Here is a 19,819-nt window from a genome sequence, read left to right on the forward strand (position 1 = left end):
AACTACCCTTCTTTTCCCCTTGCGGTGGCACATCTCTGAAAATACTAAAAGACTCAAAGATCATTTCCATACGCCGGATAAATACCATGAATCTCTGCTATATGGATGCAAATGATATCGAGCGGAGAAGGTTTACGGAACTGATCAACGGGGTTTACGGGATAACGAAGAAGGTAATTTATGACGGCTCTCCGTCATGCAGCAATGAATACGATGACATGGAATATAATTAATAGGGAATAAGAAAGGCAGGATTAATATTATGGATTTTATGCAGGCAATAGAAAACCGTCATTCGGTACGCGACTATACCGACAAAAAAATTGATAAGGATATTGTTTCAGAGCTTCAGAAGGAAATTAACCTCTGCAATGACGAGGGCAAACTGCACATACAATTGGTTACCGACGAGCCGGAAGCTTTCGGCGGTATTATGGCCCACTACGGCAAATTTAACAATGTGAAAAACTACATCGCTCTCATAGGAAAAAAGGGTCCCGAATTAGAAGAAAAAATCGGATATTATGGCGAAGCACTGGCCTTAAAGGCGCAGCAGCTCGGCCTGAATACCTGCTGGGTAGCCTTGACCTTCAGCAAGGGAAAAAGCCGCTGTGAAATAAATAAGGGAGAAAAGCTCGTCTGCGTTCTGTCCCTCGGATATGGCAGGACCCAAGGCGTTCCTCACAAAAGCAAGTCCTTACTCGAGCTATGTAAAGCAGAGGGCGAAATGCCCGGTTGGTTTAAAAAAGGTATGGATGCCGCGATTTTAGCTCCCACTGCTACCAATCAGCAAAAATTTCTGATTACATTTTCAGAAAACCGGGTATCCGCCAAATCTACCGGCGGCTTTTATTCCAAGGTCGATTTGGGGATAGTAAAAAAGCACTTTGAAATCGGTGCCGGAACCGAAAACTTTAGTTGGGAATAAACGAAAACTTCGTAAGATAGTATTACTTGGGTCTGTATGAAGAAAATAATTCAAATAAAATTCAAATGCTGCACCTTCTGTTTGCATGTGCAGCATTTGAAATCTACTTTTTATTTCCTCTTTATACTCTCATTTTCATTTCTTTTCCATAGGTAAAGAAAGTTATTTTTTCAAGAAGTTCTTTGCCATCCTCCCAAATCCCCCGTATACATTCATTTCATTATCCCCGCCAGTATAACGCTGAGAATTACTCCCACTAATGTACTGATAAGCGCACCGGAGAGGGTATATCTCGTCTTTGTTACCTTCGCTGCCATATAATACACCGACATCGTGTAGAAAATGGTCTCCGTGCAGCTCATCATAATAGACGTTATCATGCCGATGTAGGAGTCGGGTCCGTAAGTCTTGAAAATATCCAGCACCAAGCCGGTAGCTGCCGACGAAGAGAACATCTTGATAAAAATCAGCGGAACGAGCTCCGAGGGGAATCCGATCATGTCCGTCACTCCCTTAAAAAGCCTTCCGATAAAACTAAGAAACCCGGAGGCGCGCAGAACTCCCACTGCCACCATTAAACCCACCAGGGTAGGCATGATGTCTATTACCGTATGAAAGCCGTCCTTTGCTCCCTTGATAAATTCCTCATAAACGTTCTGCTTATTTATGATACCATAGGCAACGATATAAAATATTACCACCGGAATAATGATATTTGAAATATTGGATAATGCGTTTAAGATGGCCTATTCCCCATTTTACCTCGTTAACGAAGTTAACTTTGTTAAATCATTCTATTCAGTAAATCGCCTTCCTATGACTCCCGTACACCTTCTGCTATGGCCTGTTTATTTCCTTTCCATCCGGTGTCCTGGACCCTTTATTTTAAATCATTTAAGTGCCGGAAAGATATGGAGTAAAACAAATATTTATGGTATAGTGATAATACTTATATTTTTAATAATACAAAAGAGAAAGGATGGTGACTCTGATGGAATATGATGCATCAGTGTTCAAGAAAAAGGCGAATTTTCAAGCGATGATTATCTGGATGATTTTATGTCTTGTACTCACCGCGGCTTACGCCGGCGAAGTTATAAAGGGACTTCGCACCGTACAATATTACCTGACATTTCTGGCAATCGGTTGGTCCACTTTTTTATTCGGGCTGCTTATACTTAAGCTGAAAGGCATGGAAACCTCTGCTTATAAGCATATAGTGGCCTTTGGTTATGGCTTTTTCTATCTTTTTGTGCTTTTAACCACTACCTCTATTATTTCCTTCGTATTTATATTACCCCTCACAAGTATGCTGATATTGTTTAAGGACAGAAACTTTATGATGCGCTGTGGCTTTTATAATGTCATCGTCATGATAATCGTTATTGTCAAGAACTACTTGTCGGGCATGACTTCCCCCAGCGACCTCACCTCCTATGAAATACAGCTCGCCTGTATCCTGCTTTGTTATCTCGGTTATGTCCTGGCAATCAATCATATGACTCAATCCGACGGTGCCTTGATGGATTCTGTTAAGGGCAATCTGGAACGCGTAACCACCACAGTAGAACAGGTAAAGGGTGCGAGCAACGCCGTAGTGGACGGAGTTACCGTAGTACGGGAATTAACCGATGAAAATTATCAGGGTGCTGTTTCCGTTGTCGATAGCATGACCGAATTGTCGCACAATAACAACACCCTTTATGAAAAGACCATGTCCTCCATGGATATGACCTCACATATTAATACTCAGGTACAAAACGTAGCCGGAATGATCGAGCAGATGGTTCTTCTGATGAAAGAGTCCATCGGCCACTCTAACACCAGTTCCGAAGAACTCAATGGCGTGGTGCAATCCACCAATATCATGGCGGATCTTTCCAAAGAGATAGAAGGCGTATTGGAAGAGTTCAAAAAAGAATTTAACATGGTAAAAGAGGAGACCGGTACTATTGAGACCATCACTTCCCAGACCAATCTGCTCGCTTTAAACGCTTCCATTGAAGCTGCCAGAGCCGGAGAGGCCGGAAAAGGGTTTGCAGTGGTGGCGGATGAAATCAGAAATTTAAGTATGGGTACACAGAATTCTTCCAGCCGCATTCTGTCCGCATTAGGACATTTGGAGGAAACTTCCGACAAGATGACATGGTCCATCACCAGAACTCTTGAGCTGATCAATGCGACACAGGACAAGATGGAGCATGTTAACCAGAGTGTATCCAGTATTACTTCCGATTCCATGCAGCTTGGCGACAATATTCAGATGATCGACTCCGCGATAAAAGAAGTGGAGGGCTCCAATAGCAGCATGGTGGATAACATGCAGCAAATCTGTGACGTTATGGAGCTTATGATTCAGAGCATAACGAATGCAGATACCACTACCCGTGCCATGTTAAACAAGTACGAAGAAACATCCAACAACGTGGAAATCATTGAAAAAGTTGTGGGCGACCTGATGGAGAAGCTGGGCACCGGAGGCTTCATGGGACTTAAGGATATCAAGGCCGGAATGAAGATTGTTTTGTCCGATTCTGCGGAAAACAGCACTTCTTATGAATATAAAGGCGAAGTGTTGGAACAGCACGAGAATGAACTGGTAGTGTCTCTGCACATAAATAATCAGGAAATTATTTCCGGCAAATCCAAGGCTCATAATTATCACTTGAAAATAGTGGTGAACGGTATTCTGTATAATTGGAATGGAGTAAAACTCGCTCACGCAAAGGGAAGGGATACCAATTGCTTTATCCTTACTATCAGTTCCAATCCCGATATCGTAAACCGCCGAAAGTATCCACGTCTGCCCGTCAATAACAAGTGCACCATAAAGTCCGCAAGTGCAGCCCGGAGCTTTTCCGGACACCTTATAAATATTAGTGCCGGAGGCTTTGCCTTCTTCACAGAAGACCGTGAGGCCGCTCACATCAAGGGACTGAAAGTTGCCGTATCCGCTCCTGATTTCCCGTTACAGGATGGACGTGAACTAACCGGCCATGTTCTTCGTGTTTCCGAGCAGGACGGCAAATACACCATAGGCTGCCGTATGCCGGAGGATAACATGAGTATCCGTGATTATGTCAATAAAAATTTAAAGTAGACGGAATAGACGAAAGAAACTCCAAATGCCTGCAATACAGGATTTGGAGTTTTTTTGTTAATTTATAATACCTTTACAAAGCTCTGCGGTTACTTTTTACCCATCCAATCGTTCAGGAAATTGACACCCTTTGCCCTATTGATAATATCCGTAGCATTATCCTTCAAGTAGACGGTAAGCATGTCAACTTCTTCTTTTGTAAAGCCGGAAGATTTTTCGATCACCCCTCTTGGTACGATACCTTCCGCATAGGTACCCTTACCGCGCTCAAAACTGACGCGTACCATCTTCTCGCCATCCTTCATAAGCAATCCTGAATATGTCATTCGGAGTTCTTCATCTCTTCCCATACTTCACCCTCTTACTCTGTCTTGAATTTTCTGATTTCACCGTTTACTTTTTGTACCCTGTCATTAGCCTCCTGCACCGCTTTCGTCATCTGCTCAGTCTGTATTACCACTGAACTGACTCTTCCGGCAATATCTGTAGTTCCTTCGGCTCCTTCACCTGATGCGTTGCCTACCTCTTCAATAGCTTCCATAATACCGGTAATAGAATCCAATAAATGTAACGCTTCCTTACTGAATTCAGTTACCAGGCCGTCCACGAACTTAGCGTCGTCTTCGTATGCCTGCGCCGTTTCCTCGAAACTGTTGTAGCTCTTCGAAACATCCGTAGATACAAAATCCAGTAATTGCTTCGCATATAGCGAAAGGTCCGAAACCGCTTCCCTTACCTGTCCGGTTATCGACTGTATATTGGCCACCGCTTGTCTGGACTGCTCTGCCAGTACTCTGATCTGATCTGCAACCACAGCAAATCCTTTTCCTGCTTCTCCTGCCCTCGCAGCTTCTATCGACGCGTTCAGGGCGAGCATATTCGTCTGCGAAGTAATTCCCATGATGGAATCGCTTAGAACGCTTATTTCCTCCACCACTTTTATATTCTCCAGCGCTTGTCCAAGCTCCTCTTTCATTTGATTGTTCATTTTTCTTGCCGCCTCGTGGTCCTGCTTTGTATCCTTCATAGCATTCTCGGCTCTCATACGGATATCAGCTACCCTTTGCGCGCCATCCTCCGACCTTCCTGCAATATTTTTCGCAGAGGCTTCTATTTCCTGCGACATTGCGGAAATCTCCTGTGCCGAGGCCGCAGTCTCTTCCATGCTCGCCGCCAGTTCCTGAGTCGTGGCGGATACTGTCTCCATCTCCTGATTTACCTCCAATACCTTGTCGTTGACATTGGCAGTCATTTCCTTGATTACATGGATATCTCCGTGGATCTCAACGATTAACTCTTTCAGGTTGTTCTTCATCCTATCCATAACCCTTGACAGAAGGCCGAAATCATCCTTCCTCGAAAGGAAGCTATCCGGCAGTGCGACGGTAAAGTCTCCATCTCCCAAGACCTCGTTATAGGCCAGAGCTGTTTTCAGTGCTTTAATGATTTCCAATGCTATGATAAAGGTAAATAAGGCTACAATAATAAGAATTACAGCAGTGATGGAAAACAGCGTTGCAAGGCTTTCCGTAGCGAAAGCCATCTGCTCCTGCTGTGTCGTTTCCAGCGCCGCATTTATTTCATCGATATAATTTCCCGTTCCGATTACCCAGCCAAAGGGTTCGAAAGCTTTACTGTAAGAGCGTTTCGGAAATGCTTCCGTTCCTCCCTCTCTCGGGAAATAATAATCGGTATATCCACCTTCCGGTTCCTGCCCCACACGGATGATTTCTTTTACCATCTGGAAACCGTTTGCATCCGTAGCTTCCATTCGGTTCTTTCCTTCGGTCTCATTGCCTAACAGTACGACATTGTCGCCTTCATAGGTATCCGCCCAGAAATATCCGCTTTCTCCATAGCGTATTTCTCTGAGAAGGTCTGCGCCCAGAGTCTTTGCTTCATCTAACGTATATTCACCGGCCTCATACTTAGCATAGACCGCTTCCAGCATGGATATGGCGTTTTCTACCTGCTCTTTGATCTTACTGTCATAATCCGTCACCATGACTTCTTCCATCTGATCTAAGGATTCCTTGCTTATTTTGCTTATGCTGCTAAGAAAGCCGAAACATATGCCCGTCATAGCAATAACTACCATAAGTCCCAACGCGAGCATTTTCGTTCTCACTTTAAAATTCCTTAACTTCATATGTATACCTCTCCTTTATCCCTCATGTATTTTCTATAATATTATTATCGTCACACTTTCATTATCGTATTACACTCTCACTTTAAAAACAGCCGTATCGCTTTATCCTTCACATCGGAATACGGATGGTAACGAAGCGGCACATCCGGATGATAACCGCTTTTCAGTACACTTTTTCTATGGCTGAAGGTTTCAAATCCCACCTTTCCATGATAGCTTCCCATACCGCTGAATCCCACCCCACCGAAGGGAAGATGAGAGGATGCCAGGTGAACCATCGTATCGTTGATACATCCGCCTCCAAAGGAAAACGTCCCAAGCGCCCATTGCACCATGTCCTTATCCTCAGTAAATAGGTAAAATGCCAAAGGCTTCTCGAAGGATAACACAATGTCCTTTATTTCATCCTTCGTTTCAAATGCGAGTACCGGCAGTATCGGGCCGAAAATTTCTTCTTTCATGACAACACTGTCCGGCGTTACCCCGTCCAATATAGTCGGGGCAATTTGCCTTGTCTGCGTTTTATATATCCCGCCGGTTATTATTTTTTCTCCCTCCGTCAGATGCAGAAGACGCTCGAAATGCTTCTGATTAATTATCTTCGGATAATTGGGATTTTCGAGGGGCTTTTCTCCAAGCATCTTCTCCCATTCAGCACAGATGCCTTTTAACAGCTCTTCCTTTATATCTTTATGAACCAAAAGGTAATCAGGAGCCACACAAGTCTGTCCTGCATTCAGAATTTTACCGAAGGCGATTCTTTTTGCCGCCATTTCCACATTCGCCGTCTTATCTACGATACATGGGCTTTTTCCTCCCAGTTCCAAAGTAACCGGAGTCAAATACTTCGCCGCTTTCTCTAAAACTGTCCTTCCAACCGCTACTCCTCCGGTAAAGAAAATATAATCGAACCGCTGCTCTAAAAGCTCCGCGTTTTCTTCCCTCCCTCCTTCCACTACAGCTACAAATTTATCCGGATATATACCCTTCAGCATCTTTTTCAAGGCAGCCGAAACCGCCGGAGCATAAGCCGAGGGCTTTAACACCGCACAGTTCCCCGCTGCTATCGCATCGATAAGAGGCTCCAGGCAAAGAAGCACGGGATAGTTCCATGGTGCCATAATGAGCACCACGCCGTAAGGCTCCGGAAGGATGAAGCTATCCGCCGGAAACTGCGCAATAGGGGTCGGAACCTTCTTGGGTTCCATCCACAGGCGCAGATGCTTTTTCACATAGGAAAGCTCGGATTTGGTCAATCCAATTTCTGCCATGTAGCTTTCAGAAGAGGATTTGTTCAAGTCGGCCTTCAGCGCCAGCTTCAACTCCTCTTCATATTCTTCAAGCGCTTTCTCAAGCCTTTCAAGTGCTCTCATACGAAACTTGTACTGCTTCGTCACTCCGGTTTCGTAAAACGTTCTCTGCATTTTCATTATCTTAGTAATATCTCTGTCCATGTTTATGACTATGCTCCTTTCAGCCTTGCTCCGCCTCGAAATATATCAGCATATAATTGCTTAATATCTGTTATGAACCTTTTCCGCAAAGCACATCATATTCTTCACAGTAAGCACGGTTCCATCATCCAACACTGCTCTCCCCGTCATTCGCCCGAATACCTGATGCTGATCGGAGGCGATAACAAGTGCATTCAGCTTCGCCGCCCTATCGATGACCGGTACGAAATCCATCTCGAACCTACCGTCACTTGAGGTGAATTTCCATGGCTTCAGATAATCGTCCTGCGGAATATGAAAAGTAACATCCTCCAGCTTGTGGGCTCTATAATCATAAAATATAACGTTTTCAGAGGCTGAACCGGTATCTCCGAAGCCGTAGCCTATATTAAAGCCGAAGGCATGCCCATCCAAATCGCAGTTCCCGCTTCCCCAAAACCACACATTATTATAAGTCCACACACCTCGTCCCCAATCCAGCGTACCAAAGTCAGTATCCGGATAGAATTCGTATCTTACACCTTCAAGTTCCATCCAGCCTCTGGCACGCATGCAATTGATTTTCTGATTATAATAGAAGGCGTTCTTCTTTTCCTTCCACGGAGTCGCTATTGTTATCGTATCCATGTCCGGCTGCTCCAATTCAATATGACACGTGAAATCTCTGCCTTCATGAAAATTATGGAAGAGGCAGTCTATGATTCTCTTTTCCTCTTCCAAGCAAAATGACATCTTAAGGCGTTTGTCCTCATATCTGACGTCCCCTTCACAGGAGCTTGACGGCATATGCAGCCTACCCATAGGCAGAAGGTTTAAAATGGTCTCCGTATGCTCCCATTTCTTCTTAAAGTCAAGCAAGGAGACGGACTGCAAACCGATATAACCGTCATCGGATATGGTAAAGGCAGCACCATAGTCTTCATTCATTACCAGATAATAATCCCATTCTTTTATACGGAATTTAGGAGCCTTAATATCCTCGCGGCGATAATCCTGGAACAGCCTTCTGGACCAGCCTCTTTCCGCGATGGAGCCATCAGCACCGAGCAGCTTCTGAGCCGTTGTTATTTCATGGTTTCTGGTTTTCATAATATCCCCCCTTTTGTATTATTATACCAGTTTCCATGTTAAACACATAGATATAATATTACAAAATGAATAAAAATAACTAAAACATTGCGCAAATCTCAAAATTGTTAAACAATATATATATATAATGAACCGTATAGGAGTAAATATCATCAAAGAGATGTAAAGATAAGGAGTTGCAACTTTTATCGGAAATGAAAGACACGAGGCTATAAGCCTTGGACCCGCCCTGGGCCTCCTCCTTTGGAGGGGCGGGTCTAAGTCTCCGGACTTTGAAAGGAGCTGGGTTATAAGAATGGATAAGATAGAATTTTCTAAGAGGGTACTGGAAGCGGAGCAAAGCTTATACCATGTATCGAAGGTATTGCTCTTCCATGAATCAGATTGTGAGGATGTCGTTCAGGAAGCAATTTTAAAGGCTTACCTGAAACGCGATTCCTTGAGGGAGGTGAAATTTTTCAAGACATGGCTGACCCGGATTTTAATCAATGAATGTTATCAGTTTTTGCGTACAAAAAAACAGGAGGTATCTTACGACGATTATATGTCGCAGGAACCTGCCGAGGAGAAGCATTATACCGAGCTTTACGATGCGATTCGGAAGTTGGATGAGAAGCATAAGCTTCCTATTGTTTTGTATTACATTGAAGGCTATTCCGTGGAGGAAATTGCCGGAACCTTAAAGATACCCTCCGGCACTGTCAAAAGCAGGCTTTCAAAGGGACGCAGAATGCTTAAGGACTTATTAGAAAGCGAGGAAATATTATGAGTAAAATATATGATTGGGAAAACGTACTGCCGGAAGTGCCCGCACAGTTTCACAACAAGATATGCAAGGCTCTGGACTCCCTTCCGCAGGAAAAAAGAATCTGCAGATTGTCCAGAAAAAAATATATAATATTTGTTGCAGCCGCCGTCATGCTCTTCAGTTCTTTAACGGTATTCGCCGCTTTAAAATGGAACCAGCGGGCAATAGAAAGATTTGGGGCAGATGAGAACCTCCAGCAAAGCTTATCGGAAAGCGGGTATTCCGACCAGAGTGTACAATCCGTCTCGGACAGCGGGATAACGATCACCTTGGAACAGACCATTCAGGATGAAAACCTGATTTATATTTTATTCCGGATTACCGCCGAGCAGGGAGATATTACAGCAAACAGTGCTATGGACTATGAACTGAACTTTTCTAACGGAATGGATGCCTATGCGAGCATTTCCTCAAGTTTTACAGACTCATTTCAGCAGCCTGAAACGAGCGGAAGCAGAGAGTATGAAATATGGATACAGAAAAATACGGATTATGACTTTAATGGCGCCAGCTTATCCTGCAATTTTTCAGCCCTTCAGGAATATGGAGAAAAAGCAGGAACCGCAAAAGAGCTGGCAAAGGGAGAATGGAACTTCTCCATCGATTTATCTGCCAACGACTCCGTTTCCTACGACATAAACCGCACGATAACGCTGGCTGACTGTAATGTAAAAGTTCGCAGCCTCCGATTATCTCCGCTTTCCTATTCCATTTACTGCGATGGAGATGATGTGCAGGCATTGCAGAAAGCTAACGGCATTAACTTCAATGAGCTGGATATTACCTACCCTCTTATTATAACGGGTATACAATATACGGACGGCACCGTCCTGCCGCAGGAGGTCCTTTTAATGAGTGAAGGCTTTCAGGAGGAAAGCGGGGAATATACTGCTGTAGGAAAGTTCGGGGATGTCTTGGATATGAGTCAGATACAGGCAATTATTCTGGGGGACTCTACCGAAACAATACCTATAAAATAGTAGCATTTTCCACATCGCAAAAGTGTGCCTCGCACACCGCCGCGGCCAAATACTTTGGTAGCACAGCTTTTGTTCCGCACAGACCGCGACTTATCGTTTGGTCAAATATAAAAAAGGTTAAGCAATCCCTTGCCGAATTGCTTAACCTTATATTATTCCATGTATCCGCCTTTCATAGGGGATACAGCTTTTTCTTTAAATAACTCAAGTACTTTGGAATCCGCCTTCTTCGCCTTCTGCTTCCAAGACTTTCTCCTGTTCTCGAGAACCTCCTTTATTTCCTCTTCCTGCATCTCCACTCCGTCTATTCCTATTATCTCCAGCTTTCTGCCCGGAATATCAACCAGTATGACGTCGTTCTCCTCCACCAATGCAATAGGGCCTCCCTGTGCGGCCTCAGGGGAAACGTGTCCGATTGCAGGTCCCTTGGAGGCACCGGAAAATCTTCCGTCTGTAATCAGAGCGATAGTCTTTCCCAGTTTCTCATCAGAGGCTATCGCTTCCGTCGTGTAGAACATCTCCGGCATGCCGCTGCCTTTCGGTCCTTCGTAGCGGATAATTACAGCATCTCCCGGTACTATCCTGCGGGCGAGCACAGCTTCTATAGCTTCTTCTTCACTATCGAAGGGTCTTGCCCGAAGCACCGCATGAAACATTTCCTCAGGCACTGCGGAATGCTTTACTACCGCGCCGTCAGGAGCAAGATTTCCCCTTAAGACTGCTATGGTGCCGTCCGTTCCTATGGGTGAGGAGAATTCTCTTATGATATCCGTCCTCTTTCTTCCCACTTTGTGAAGATGCTCCTCACATTTGTCATAGAAGCCGTTCTGCTTTAGCTCCTCCAGATTTTCTCCCAAAGTTTTCCCTGTTACCGTCATCACATCCAAATGAAGTCTGCCCTTAATCTCCTCCATTATCCTCGGCACGCCTCCGGCATAATAGAAATACTGAGCCGGCCATTGCCCTGAGGGTCGGATATCTAACAAATAGTGTGCTCCCCGGTGCAATCTGTCGAATAGGTCCGCATCTATTTCATAGCCAAATTCATGAGCGATAGCCGGAATATGCAGCAGCGAATTGCTGGAGCCCGATATTGCGGCATGAACCATTATCGCGTTTTCAAAGGACTTCATCGTCACGATATCCGAAGCCTTTCTTCCTTTTTTCGCTATCTCTACCGCCTGAATTCCCGCTTTATAGGCCATTTTCTTAAGTTCTGCATCGGTTGCAGGCATGAGCGCACTTCCCGGAATCATAAGACCTAATGCTTCCGCCATGACCTGCATAGTAGAGGCCGTTCCCATGAAGGAACAAGCTCCGCAGGAAGGGCAAGCATGCCGTTTATAGTAAGTAAGCTCCTCCTCGGATATTTCTCCTCTTTTATACATGGCGCTGTAGGCGCCGATCTGTTCCAATGTAAGAAGGTCCGGCCCTGCATCCATGACCCCTCCGGTGACCACAATGGCGGGTATGTTTATTCTTCCTATCGCCATAAGGTGTGCAGGCACCGCCTTATCACAGCTTGCAATGAATACGCCTGCGTCGAATACTGTAGCCTTTGCATGGACTTCGATCAAATTAGCGATAACATCTCTGGAAGGCAGGGAATAATTCATACCGTCATGTCCCTGCGCCATACCGTCACAGATATCGGTAGCGAAATACCTCGCTGCCTTTCCTCCGGTCTCATTCGCACCCCTTCTCGCTTCCTCCACGAGCGCGAGCAAATGGGCGCTGCCGGGATGACTGTCTCCGAAGGTGCTTTCTATCAAAATCTGGGGCTTTTCCAAGTCCTCTGCCGTCCATCCCATTCCCATTCTAAGCGGATCCATTTCTGGAGCTGTTTTTCTAATTTTCTGACTTTCGTATTCCATAGGTGAGCCGCCTTCCTTATATGCTTTTTTTATATTATTATAGCACGATCTCCGCTCGGTTTTCTGTTATCGTCACTTCTGCTTCCGGATGTCCTACCGCTTCCACAAAGAAATGCTTATCGCCCTCGGATTGCAATGAATAAAGAACACTCAAGGAGATTTTTTCTTTTTTCGCCGAAACAGAAACCTTCATTGCTTCCTTGCCGGCAATATCCGGTACCGTTGTATAAACCTGCGCCCCGTCCTGAATCTGGAACAGCTTTAATGTGGTACCCTCTGTATAATCATAATCCGGCCTTTCATCATTACTTCCTACTGCCAGAACAGTATTTTCCCTAACCATTAACGGAAGGTGGAAATAGTCAAAAACTTCCTTATACCACTTACCTCCTTCTTTCACATCTCCGGTAAGATAATTGGTCCATTTCCCTTCCGGCAGATAATAGGAAACTTCTCCTGTTTCCTTGAAAACAGGTGCTACCAGCAAGGAATCTCCCAACATATACTGCTTGTCTAAGGTCTCGCACGTCAAATCTTCCGGAAATTCCAGGAACATGGGACGCATCATCGGAATTCCTTCTTTATGTGCTTTTACTGCTTGTGCATAGATATAAGGCATGAGGGAACATTTTAGCTTCACAAACTTTCTTAAGATATCACATGCTTCCTCATCGAACAGCCATGGCACACGATAGGAAGTAGAGCCATGCAGCCTGCTGTGTGAACTTAACAGTCCGAATGCGCACCAACGTTTATACACATCGGCTGAAGCGGTTTGTTCAAAGCCTCCTATGTCATGGCTCCAGAAGCCATAGCCTCCAAGAGCTAAGGACAGCCCGCCTCTAAGATCTTCCGCCATGGACGGATAAGTAGCCGTACAGTCACCGCCCCAGTGGACGGGATATTTCTGCCCGCCTGCTGCCGTAGATCTTGCAAACACAAGTGCCTTGTCCTTTCCGAGCTTTCTTTCCAACAGTTCAAAGACCACCTTATTATAAAGGTAGCTATAATAATTGTGCATTTTCACCGTATCTGAGCCGTCGTAATACTGAACTCCGGTCACCGGGATTCTTTCTCCGAAGTCTGTCTTGAAGCAATCTACCCCCATATCGATAAGTCTTTCCAGTTTATCCTCATACCACTTGCAGGCCTGCGGGTTCGTAAAGTCCACCAGAGCCATTCCTGCCTGCCATCTGTCGCACTGCCATACCGATCCGTCAACATTCTTAACGAAGTATCCATGCTCCATCCCCTCGTCAAATAACGTCGATTTCTGCCCAATATAGCTGTTAATCCATACGCAGATATGAAGTCCTCTTTCTTTATAACGTCTCAGCATTCCTTCCGGATCCGGGAAAGTGTCCTTGTCCCATTCAAAATTACACCATTCATAACCCTTCATCCAAAAGCAGTCAAAGTGAAAAGTATGCAGAGGAATATCTCTATCGGCCATGCCCTGAATAAAGCTTGATGTCGTCTTCTCGTCATAGTTTGTCGTAAAGGATGTAGTCAGCCACAGCCCAAAAGACCAAGAAGGCGGAAGCGCCGGCTTTCCCATGAGCTGCGTATATAACTGTACCGTTCCTTTCGGCGTATGGCCGTTTAAAATATAATATTCCATCTGTTCGGTCCGCACACTGAACTGTACTCTTTCTACCTTTTCACTGCCTACTTCAAAATGAACATCTCCGGCATGTGCTACGAATACTCCATAACCTTTATTGGTAACATAAAAGGGAATATTTTTGTATGTCTGTTCAGAAGCTGTTCCTCCGTCCTCATTCCAGATTTCCACAACCTGTCCATTTTTTATAAAAGGCGTATAACGCTCTCCCATGCCGTATACATATTCACCCACGTCCAAAAGGAGCTGCTCCGCCATATAGTTTTGCTTTGTTTCTTTATTCTTCATGTAAGCAAGGTTACGGTAACTGCTTTCGGTGAGAAGTCTGTTTCCATCTTTGAATTCCACCTTCCAGGCATTTGCCGCTTTATAAATGACCGCACTGGTTTTTCCCGAGGTATATATAATTTTTTCTTCCTCTTCCGAAATGGAAATAAAATCGCCGCTTTGCTCATTTACTTCGTAGTTAGGGCCTTTATTTAAGGCACCTTTGAAGTGTACCGCAGAAACTTTGATCACATCTTCCATGGGACTGGAAAAGGTTACCGTAAGCATCGGCTGATTCAGCGTATCTCCGCGATCCACCATATGCTTGGTTGCCGCATACACAGTCAGTTTATTGTCTTTTACTTCGCAGTCGTAATATTCAACAGCATAAACCGGTTCTATTTCCTCCCTGATACGCCAATACCCATTTGTAAATTTCATAATTCATCTCCTAATGAGTGTTTTATACTCAATTTCCCATATATAAAGTTTTTATTGAAGCTTCTGTGACCTTCTTATCAGCCTATAATGATCTTGCCCTGACTGCGCATAGCTCCATCTTCCAATACCTTACTCAGTTCTTCCATAGACATCCTTTTATAAATCATGGATCTGACATCAATTTTTTCCGATTCTATCAAGGAAATAGCACGCTGCTGCGTATAAGGATTAATGAAGGATGCTTTTAATGTAATCTCCTTTTTAAAAAGCTCAAAGGGCTTGATTGCAAGCTCTTCCTCCGGCCTTGTAAGTCCAAACAGCATGACTACCGATTTCTTTCCCGCAATTTCCAACGCCTGTTTCATGCTGTCAATCCTTCCGACGCATTCAATCACTGTATGAATGCGGGTAATATGATTCTCTGACAGCACTTGCTTTATGTCCTGCTTTACCGGGTCTATCACAAGGTCCGCCCCTAATCTTACCGCCTGCCCCCGCTTGATCTCCACGGGCTCTATGGCAATAATTTTCGCCGCTCCGCTGATGCGCGCAAGCTGCAGCATAAGAAGCCCGATCATTCCCATGCCGAATACCGCCACCGTATCCCCGGGGTGTATCTCACACATATCGATTCCATGCAGACAGCACGCTACCGGCTCCGCCATCGCAGCTTCTTCAAAGGTAAGCGCCTCGGAAATAAGATATGCCTGTTCCTCAGGTACCGCACAATATTCTGCAAAGCCCCCGTTTACCGTCGTCCCGATACCAATCATGTTTTCACAGAAATGGCCAATGCCATTTCTGCAATATTCACATTTACCGCATAGCTTATTGGGGTCCACACAGACTCTGTCTCCAACCCTTATCCGCTTTACGCCTTTTCCTATTTCTGTCACTTCACCTGCGAACTCATGTCCCAAAACAGTTCCCGCGGGGCTTTTCGCGGCACCTTCGTCTCCTTCGTAAATATGTACATCCGTTCCGCATACCCCGCAGGCATGCACCTTGATGAGTATCTCACCATATCCGGGCACAGGTTTTTTCACTTCTTCTATCCTTAAATCTTTCTTACCGTAAAACACAGCAGCTTTCATCATTTTATACCTCATGTCCGCATTGGCGGACTCAAAATCAACAGTTAAAATTGTTTCTTAACTTAATCACACCTTGTAAATACCGGAAGCTGCGCAAGAGGAGCATCCACTTCGATAACCCTTCCGCCATCAAAGATTTCTTCAGTCCAATAATTTTTCCATTTGCTGCCGCTTGGCAGATAGACCTCTCTTTTTCTCATATCCGCATACAGGATTGGCGCAACAAGATAATCCGGGCCAAACATATATTCATCTTCAATTTCCCATGCTTTTGCATCTTCAGAGAAATCATAGAATAACGGTCTCATAACCGGCGTTCCTTTTTCATGAGCCTCTTCCATCAATTGTGTAATATAAGGCTTCATATTTTCCCGGAGCTGTAAATATGTTTTACAAATCTCATAGGCTTCGTCTCCGAACGACCACACCTCATTATCCGCACCGGAAACGCATGCCGCCCCTCCCTCTGTTCCCATGGGCTCTTTCAACGGCTCCCTATAGCCGTGCAAACGCATAACCGGACAGAACGTTCCATATTCAAACCATCTTATCAAGAGCTCCTGAAACGCAGGGTCTTTGGGGTCTCCTCCGTGGAATCCTCCGATATCGGTGGTCCACCATGGAATTCCTGCAATTCCCATATTCAGCCCTGCCGCCAGCTGATTGCGCAGGCTTCCAAAGCTGGAATGAATATCCCCCGACCATACGAGCGCTCCGTATTTCTGGGAGCCTGCCCATGCACAGCGGAGCAGGTTGATAATATTCTCCTGTCCCTGCTCCTTCATGCCGTCGAAAAAGGTTTTTGCATACATGGCAGGATAAATATTTCCTATTTGCACGTTGGGTCCCATATGGTAACGATAGTTATCGAAATCATAAATGCTGTATTCCGGCTCTGCTTCATCCAGCCAGAACACTTTTATGCCTTTATCGTAATAATTCTTCTTCGCTTTCTGCCATACGTATTTCCTAGCCTCAGGATTAGTCGCATCGAAGTGAACCGTATTTCCCTGAAAATCCATAACCATGCGAAAGCCTCTGTCGGTACGAATCAGATATCCCTTCTTCTTCATCTCGTTAAAATTCTCACTGCGGTAATCCACAGTCGGCCATATGGAAACCATCAACTCGATGCCCATATCTTTCAATTCTTTAATCATGGCATCCGGATCCGGCCAATACTTAGGATCAAACCTCCAGTCGCCCTGCAGCGGCCAGTGGAAATAATCAATAACTATGACAGAGATAGGAAGTTCCCTTCTTTTGTATTCCCTTGCAACCTCCAAAAGTTCCTCCTGCGTCTGATAACGAAGCTTACACTGCCAGAATCCCATAGCATAATCCGGCATCATAGGCACCGTACCCGCGACCTTGGCATATGCCTCTTCTATTTTGGCAGGGGTGTCCTCCGCCGTAATCCAATAATCCAGTGCTTTTGTGGAATATGCTTCCCAAGTTGTAATATTCTTGCCGAATATAGTTCTTCCAACCGCAGGATTATTCCAAAGAAACCCGTATCCCAGAGAGGAAATTGCAAACGGTACGCTGGCCTGTGAATTTCTCTGCGCCAGTTCGAGATCCGCGCCCTTCAGATTCAGGTAAGGCTGCTGATACTGTCCCATTCCATATATTTTTTCCTCAGGATTGGAAACGAAGCGCATGGACAGATGATAATCCCCTCCCGGAATCGGCTTGAATTCTCTGGCTTCAACTTCAAGTGCGCTGCAGTAATCTGCAAATACATCCAGCCTGTTCCTCAAATATTCATCTAAGAGCACTTCACCTTTCTGGTTATAAAATGTGAGCTTTCCATAATGGGAAATCCTGGCCTCTATCTTACCGTTTTTAATCGTCGCATAATCCTTTTCTATTTTTATTTCAGATACTGTCTTTTCCGGCTCTGTCTCAAGCACCCAGTCCTCACCAGGCATCTGAGCCATTTTAGAAGCACGGACACGGAAGCTGTTGGCCCCCCATGGCTGAATCCAAAGTTCTTCCGCATCATAATGAAATTTTAGGCAGTTTTCTTCCTGTCTGAATACATTCATTTTATAAAATCTCCTTTCGACTATTTCATTGTGAGTATTTAATAAACCCGATATCTGCTATCCCTTTACGGAACCGCTCGTCATACCTTCCACGATATGTTTCTGCATGGTGACAAAGATGATGCAGCTCGGAAGAATCAATAAGACTCCGTATGCCATAATGCTGTTCCACTTTGTACCGTATTGATTCATAAATGTATAGATGGCCGATGTCATAGGACGCATCACTTCTTTTGTGTTAAAGGTCATGGAGTATGCCAGATCATTCCATGCAAATACGAAGCTGAAACATGCCGCGGTAATTACCGTAGGCTTTGAAATAGGAATCGCAATGCGGAAAAAGGACGTAAGCGCATTACAGCCGTCTATCTTCGCGGCGTCTTCCAGTTCTTTCGGCATACTGAGAAAGCCCGGGCGGAGCATCAGGACAATAAACGGTATGGATATGGTGGCTGTGGACAAAATAGGCGCCCAATAGGAATTCAATATTCCCAGTTTCGAAAAAATCAAAAACAACGGTGTCAGCACAAGAGAGGCCGGAAGCATCTGCGTAATGAGGAAAATCAATACGAATAATTTCATTCCTCTCACTTTGTATCTTGCCAGGCCATATGCCGCCGGCACCGACAGGCATAAGGACAAGAGCATCGAACCGACTGCTATGATTACTGAATTCTTCATTGTGACAGACAAGCTCCCCAATTGATCCTTATATGCCTTTAAAGTAAAATTCTCAGGCCACAACGTCGGCGTCTTGGCAAAAATTTCGCTGTCCAGCTTAAAGGAATTAACAACAATCCAGTATAGCGGAAATAGGAAAATACAAGCGATGATTACGGCTGCCGCACTGAGTAAAATATTTTTATGTCTATAAGTAAGATGTATATTTTTCATATGATAGATGTGCTCCTTTCTTCCTGTGCTTCGCTTATATCACTTCATCCTTTGAAATTGTTTTTAAGTAAACTAACGCTACCAGGAACAAGCAGACAAACAATACATTGGCAGCTGCTGCTCCTTCGCCGAAATGGAACAGTTGGAAAGACAGCTTATAAGAATACGTCGATAACACTTCCGTCGCATCTACCGGTCCTCCTCCTGTCATTACGTATACCAAATCAAATACTTTGAAGGTAAGAACAAAGCCAAGTACCAATACGGACATAATTGTCGGTTTCAGAAGAGGAATCGTAATTTTAAAAAACTTCTGTGTTCCGCTCGCTCCGTCGATGGAAGCTGCTTCGTATATGTCTCCCGGAATGTTATTCAGTCCCGTAGTAAGCAGCAGCATATTGAAAGGGATTCCTACCCATGAATTAGCGATAATGAGTCCGAGCATTGCCGTATTTCCTTGCAGAAGCCATCCAATCGGCTGCTCGATTATATGTAAATTCATCAAAATTGCGTTGATGATACCATTACTTTCTGCAAACATAAACTTAAATACAAGTGCGGTTACTGTAACCGGAAGCATCCAACTGATAACAATAAATCCTCTGATTGCTTTGGAAAGTGTAAATTTCTTCGCAAAGAACATCGCAAATAAAAATCCCAGCGAAAATTGAATTATCAGGCATCCTACCGTATAAACAAATGTGTGTAATAACGCTTTTCTAAAGGTTAAATCCATAAAAATTAATTTATAATTATCAAATCCTACAAAGTCTCTTGCTGCGCTGCCCAATGTTTTTGCAGTCACGTCCTGAAAACTGATCATCCAGTTATATGCAATCGGGTATCCTATAAATGTCAGCATATAAATAACCGCCGGTACAATAAAAAAATATCCGAGTATCTGTTCTCTTTTCTCCCGCTTATTTGACTGCATATCCAACCTTCCTTTCCTATGGGTGTTCTAATTTTTGGTACAAAAAGCCCCATCACATCACAATTTAATATTGTACATGCGATGGGACTTTTCTATGAGTGCTCTTTACTCATTCGAGTGCTTCTTTACTCATTC

The 19,819-nt window shown here is 44.5% G+C and carries 16 protein-coding genes; 5 read left to right on the forward strand and 11 right to left on the reverse strand.

Features of this window, described 5'->3' with window-relative positions:
* Nucleotides 1-86 precede the first annotated feature (86 nt).
* Entirely contained in the window at nucleotides 87-233 is a 147-nt protein-coding gene (locus tag CC90_RS24240) for a hypothetical protein (protein WP_157837555.1), read from the forward strand.
* A 29-nt stretch (nucleotides 234-262) separates the two neighbouring features.
* Complete coding sequence (locus CC90_RS0114920; protein ID WP_031391555.1) at nucleotides 263-928, forward strand: nitroreductase family protein; 666 nt, start codon at nucleotides 263-265, stop codon at nucleotides 926-928.
* Between the two features lie 212 nt (nucleotides 929-1,140).
* Here CC90_RS0114920 and CC90_RS0114925 read toward each other — a convergent pair whose 3' ends face one another.
* Complete coding sequence (locus tag CC90_RS0114925; protein WP_242843317.1) at nucleotides 1,141-1,629, reverse strand: spore maturation protein; 489 nt, start codon at nucleotides 1,627-1,629, stop codon at nucleotides 1,141-1,143.
* Between the two features lie 290 nt (nucleotides 1,630-1,919).
* Here CC90_RS0114925 and CC90_RS0114935 point away from each other — a divergent pair, with 290 nt between their 5' ends.
* Nucleotides 1,920-4,028: a methyl-accepting chemotaxis protein gene (locus CC90_RS0114935; protein WP_031391558.1), complete on the forward strand. Its 2,109-nt coding sequence runs from the start codon at nucleotides 1,920-1,922 to the stop codon at nucleotides 4,026-4,028.
* Between the two features lie 89 nt (nucleotides 4,029-4,117).
* Here CC90_RS0114935 and CC90_RS0114940 read toward each other — a convergent pair whose 3' ends face one another.
* The 4 genes from CC90_RS0114940 to CC90_RS0114955 all read right to left on the reverse strand — a co-directional run bounded on the left by CC90_RS0114940 (nucleotide 4,118) and on the right by CC90_RS0114955 (nucleotide 8,720).
* Complete coding sequence (locus CC90_RS0114940) at nucleotides 4,118-4,378, reverse strand: hypothetical protein (RefSeq protein WP_031391559.1); 261 nt, start codon at nucleotides 4,376-4,378, stop codon at nucleotides 4,118-4,120.
* 11 nt (nucleotides 4,379-4,389) lie between these two features.
* A complete protein-coding gene (locus tag CC90_RS0114945) occupies nucleotides 4,390-6,177 on the reverse strand; it encodes a methyl-accepting chemotaxis protein (RefSeq protein ID WP_031391560.1) in 1,788 nt (595 codons plus the stop codon).
* 77 nt (nucleotides 6,178-6,254) lie between these two features.
* The gene (locus CC90_RS0114950) at nucleotides 6,255-7,631 is read right to left on the reverse strand and encodes an aldehyde dehydrogenase (RefSeq protein WP_031391561.1); all 1,377 of its coding nucleotides are present in this window, start codon (nucleotides 7,629-7,631) and stop codon (nucleotides 6,255-6,257) included.
* Between the two features lie 60 nt (nucleotides 7,632-7,691).
* Complete coding sequence (locus CC90_RS0114955) at nucleotides 7,692-8,720, reverse strand: DUF2804 domain-containing protein (protein WP_031391562.1); 1,029 nt, start codon at nucleotides 8,718-8,720, stop codon at nucleotides 7,692-7,694.
* Nucleotides 8,721-9,015: 295 nt separating this feature from the next.
* Here CC90_RS0114955 and CC90_RS0114960 point away from each other — a divergent pair, with 295 nt between their 5' ends.
* Together CC90_RS0114960 and CC90_RS0114965 are read left to right on the forward strand one after the other, a co-directional pair.
* Nucleotides 9,016-9,489 (forward strand): RNA polymerase sigma factor, encoded by a 474-nt coding sequence (locus CC90_RS0114960; protein WP_031391563.1) that lies wholly within the window; start codon nucleotides 9,016-9,018, stop codon nucleotides 9,487-9,489.
* A complete protein-coding gene (locus CC90_RS0114965) occupies nucleotides 9,486-10,508 on the forward strand; it encodes a DUF4179 domain-containing protein (RefSeq protein WP_031391564.1) in 1,023 nt (340 codons plus the stop codon). Before CC90_RS0114960 ends, CC90_RS0114965 begins: the two co-directional genes overlap by 4 nt.
* 152 nt (nucleotides 10,509-10,660) lie before the next feature.
* On the opposite strand, the gene ilvD is transcribed toward CC90_RS0114965, so the two are convergent.
* From ilvD to CC90_RS0114995, 6 genes are all read right to left on the reverse strand, one after another.
* Nucleotides 10,661-12,382, reverse strand: coding sequence for a dihydroxy-acid dehydratase (gene ilvD / locus CC90_RS0114970; protein WP_031391565.1), 1,722 nt, complete (start codon nucleotides 12,380-12,382; stop codon nucleotides 10,661-10,663).
* 37 nt (nucleotides 12,383-12,419) lie between these two features.
* A complete protein-coding gene (yicI, locus tag CC90_RS0114975) occupies nucleotides 12,420-14,714 on the reverse strand; it encodes an alpha-xylosidase (RefSeq protein ID WP_051869636.1) in 2,295 nt (764 codons plus the stop codon).
* Nucleotides 14,715-14,791: 77 nt separating this feature from the next.
* The gene (locus CC90_RS0114980; RefSeq protein WP_330373238.1) at nucleotides 14,792-15,811 is read right to left on the reverse strand and encodes a zinc-dependent alcohol dehydrogenase family protein; all 1,020 of its coding nucleotides are present in this window, start codon (nucleotides 15,809-15,811) and stop codon (nucleotides 14,792-14,794) included.
* A 59-nt stretch (nucleotides 15,812-15,870) separates the two neighbouring features.
* On the reverse strand, nucleotides 15,871-17,856 hold the full coding sequence (locus CC90_RS0114985) for a glycoside hydrolase family 31 protein (RefSeq protein WP_031391568.1): 1,986 nt from the start codon (nucleotides 17,854-17,856) through the stop codon (nucleotides 15,871-15,873).
* Between the two features lie 57 nt (nucleotides 17,857-17,913).
* On the reverse strand, nucleotides 17,914-18,750 hold the full coding sequence (locus CC90_RS0114990; protein WP_031391569.1) for a carbohydrate ABC transporter permease: 837 nt from the start codon (nucleotides 18,748-18,750) through the stop codon (nucleotides 17,914-17,916).
* A gap of 34 nt (nucleotides 18,751-18,784) precedes the next feature.
* Entirely contained in the window at nucleotides 18,785-19,684 is a 900-nt protein-coding gene (locus tag CC90_RS0114995; protein WP_031391570.1) for a carbohydrate ABC transporter permease, read from the reverse strand.
* Nucleotides 19,685-19,819 lie beyond the last annotated feature (135 nt).

It is taken from the genome of Kineothrix alysoides (assembly GCF_000732725.1).
Lineage (GTDB): Bacteria > Bacillota > Clostridia > Lachnospirales > Lachnospiraceae > Kineothrix > Kineothrix alysoides.

Excerpts from the sequence above, each read along its gene's own strand:
- CC90_RS24240 (WP_157837555.1), top strand. The coding sequence starts at position 87 with ATGAATCTCTGCTATATGGATGCAAATGATATCGAGCGGAGAAGGTTT.
- CC90_RS0114920 (WP_031391555.1), top strand. The coding sequence starts at position 263 with ATGGATTTTATGCAGGCAATAGAAAACCGTCATTCGGTACGCGACTAT.
- CC90_RS0114935 (WP_031391558.1), top strand. The coding sequence starts at position 1,920 with ATGGAATATGATGCATCAGTGTTCAAGAAAAAGGCGAATTTTCAAGCG.
- CC90_RS0114940 (WP_031391559.1), bottom strand. The coding sequence starts at position 4,378 with ATGGGAAGAGATGAAGAACTCCGAATGACATATTCAGGATTGCTTATG.
- CC90_RS0114945 (WP_031391560.1), bottom strand. The coding sequence starts at position 6,177 with ATGAAGTTAAGGAATTTTAAAGTGAGAACGAAAATGCTCGCGTTGGGA.
- CC90_RS0114950 (WP_031391561.1), bottom strand. The coding sequence starts at position 7,631 with ATGGACAGAGATATTACTAAGATAATGAAAATGCAGAGAACGTTTTAC.
- CC90_RS0114955 (WP_031391562.1), bottom strand. The coding sequence starts at position 8,720 with ATGAAAACCAGAAACCATGAAATAACAACGGCTCAGAAGCTGCTCGGT.
- CC90_RS0114960 (WP_031391563.1), top strand. The coding sequence starts at position 9,016 with ATGGATAAGATAGAATTTTCTAAGAGGGTACTGGAAGCGGAGCAAAGC.
- CC90_RS0114965 (WP_031391564.1), top strand. The coding sequence starts at position 9,486 with ATGAGTAAAATATATGATTGGGAAAACGTACTGCCGGAAGTGCCCGCA.
- ilvD (WP_031391565.1), bottom strand. The coding sequence starts at position 12,382 with ATGGAATACGAAAGTCAGAAAATTAGAAAAACAGCTCCAGAAATGGAT.
- yicI (WP_051869636.1), bottom strand. The coding sequence starts at position 14,714 with ATGAAATTTACAAATGGGTATTGGCGTATCAGGGAGGAAATAGAACCG.
- CC90_RS0114980 (WP_330373238.1), bottom strand. The coding sequence starts at position 15,811 with ATGATGAAAGCTGCTGTGTTTTACGGTAAGAAAGATTTAAGGATAGAA.
- CC90_RS0114985 (WP_031391568.1), bottom strand. The coding sequence starts at position 17,856 with ATGAATGTATTCAGACAGGAAGAAAACTGCCTAAAATTTCATTATGAT.
- CC90_RS0114990 (WP_031391569.1), bottom strand. The coding sequence starts at position 18,750 with ATGAAAAATATACATCTTACTTATAGACATAAAAATATTTTACTCAGT.
- CC90_RS0114995 (WP_031391570.1), bottom strand. The coding sequence starts at position 19,684 with ATGCAGTCAAATAAGCGGGAGAAAAGAGAACAGATACTCGGATATTTT.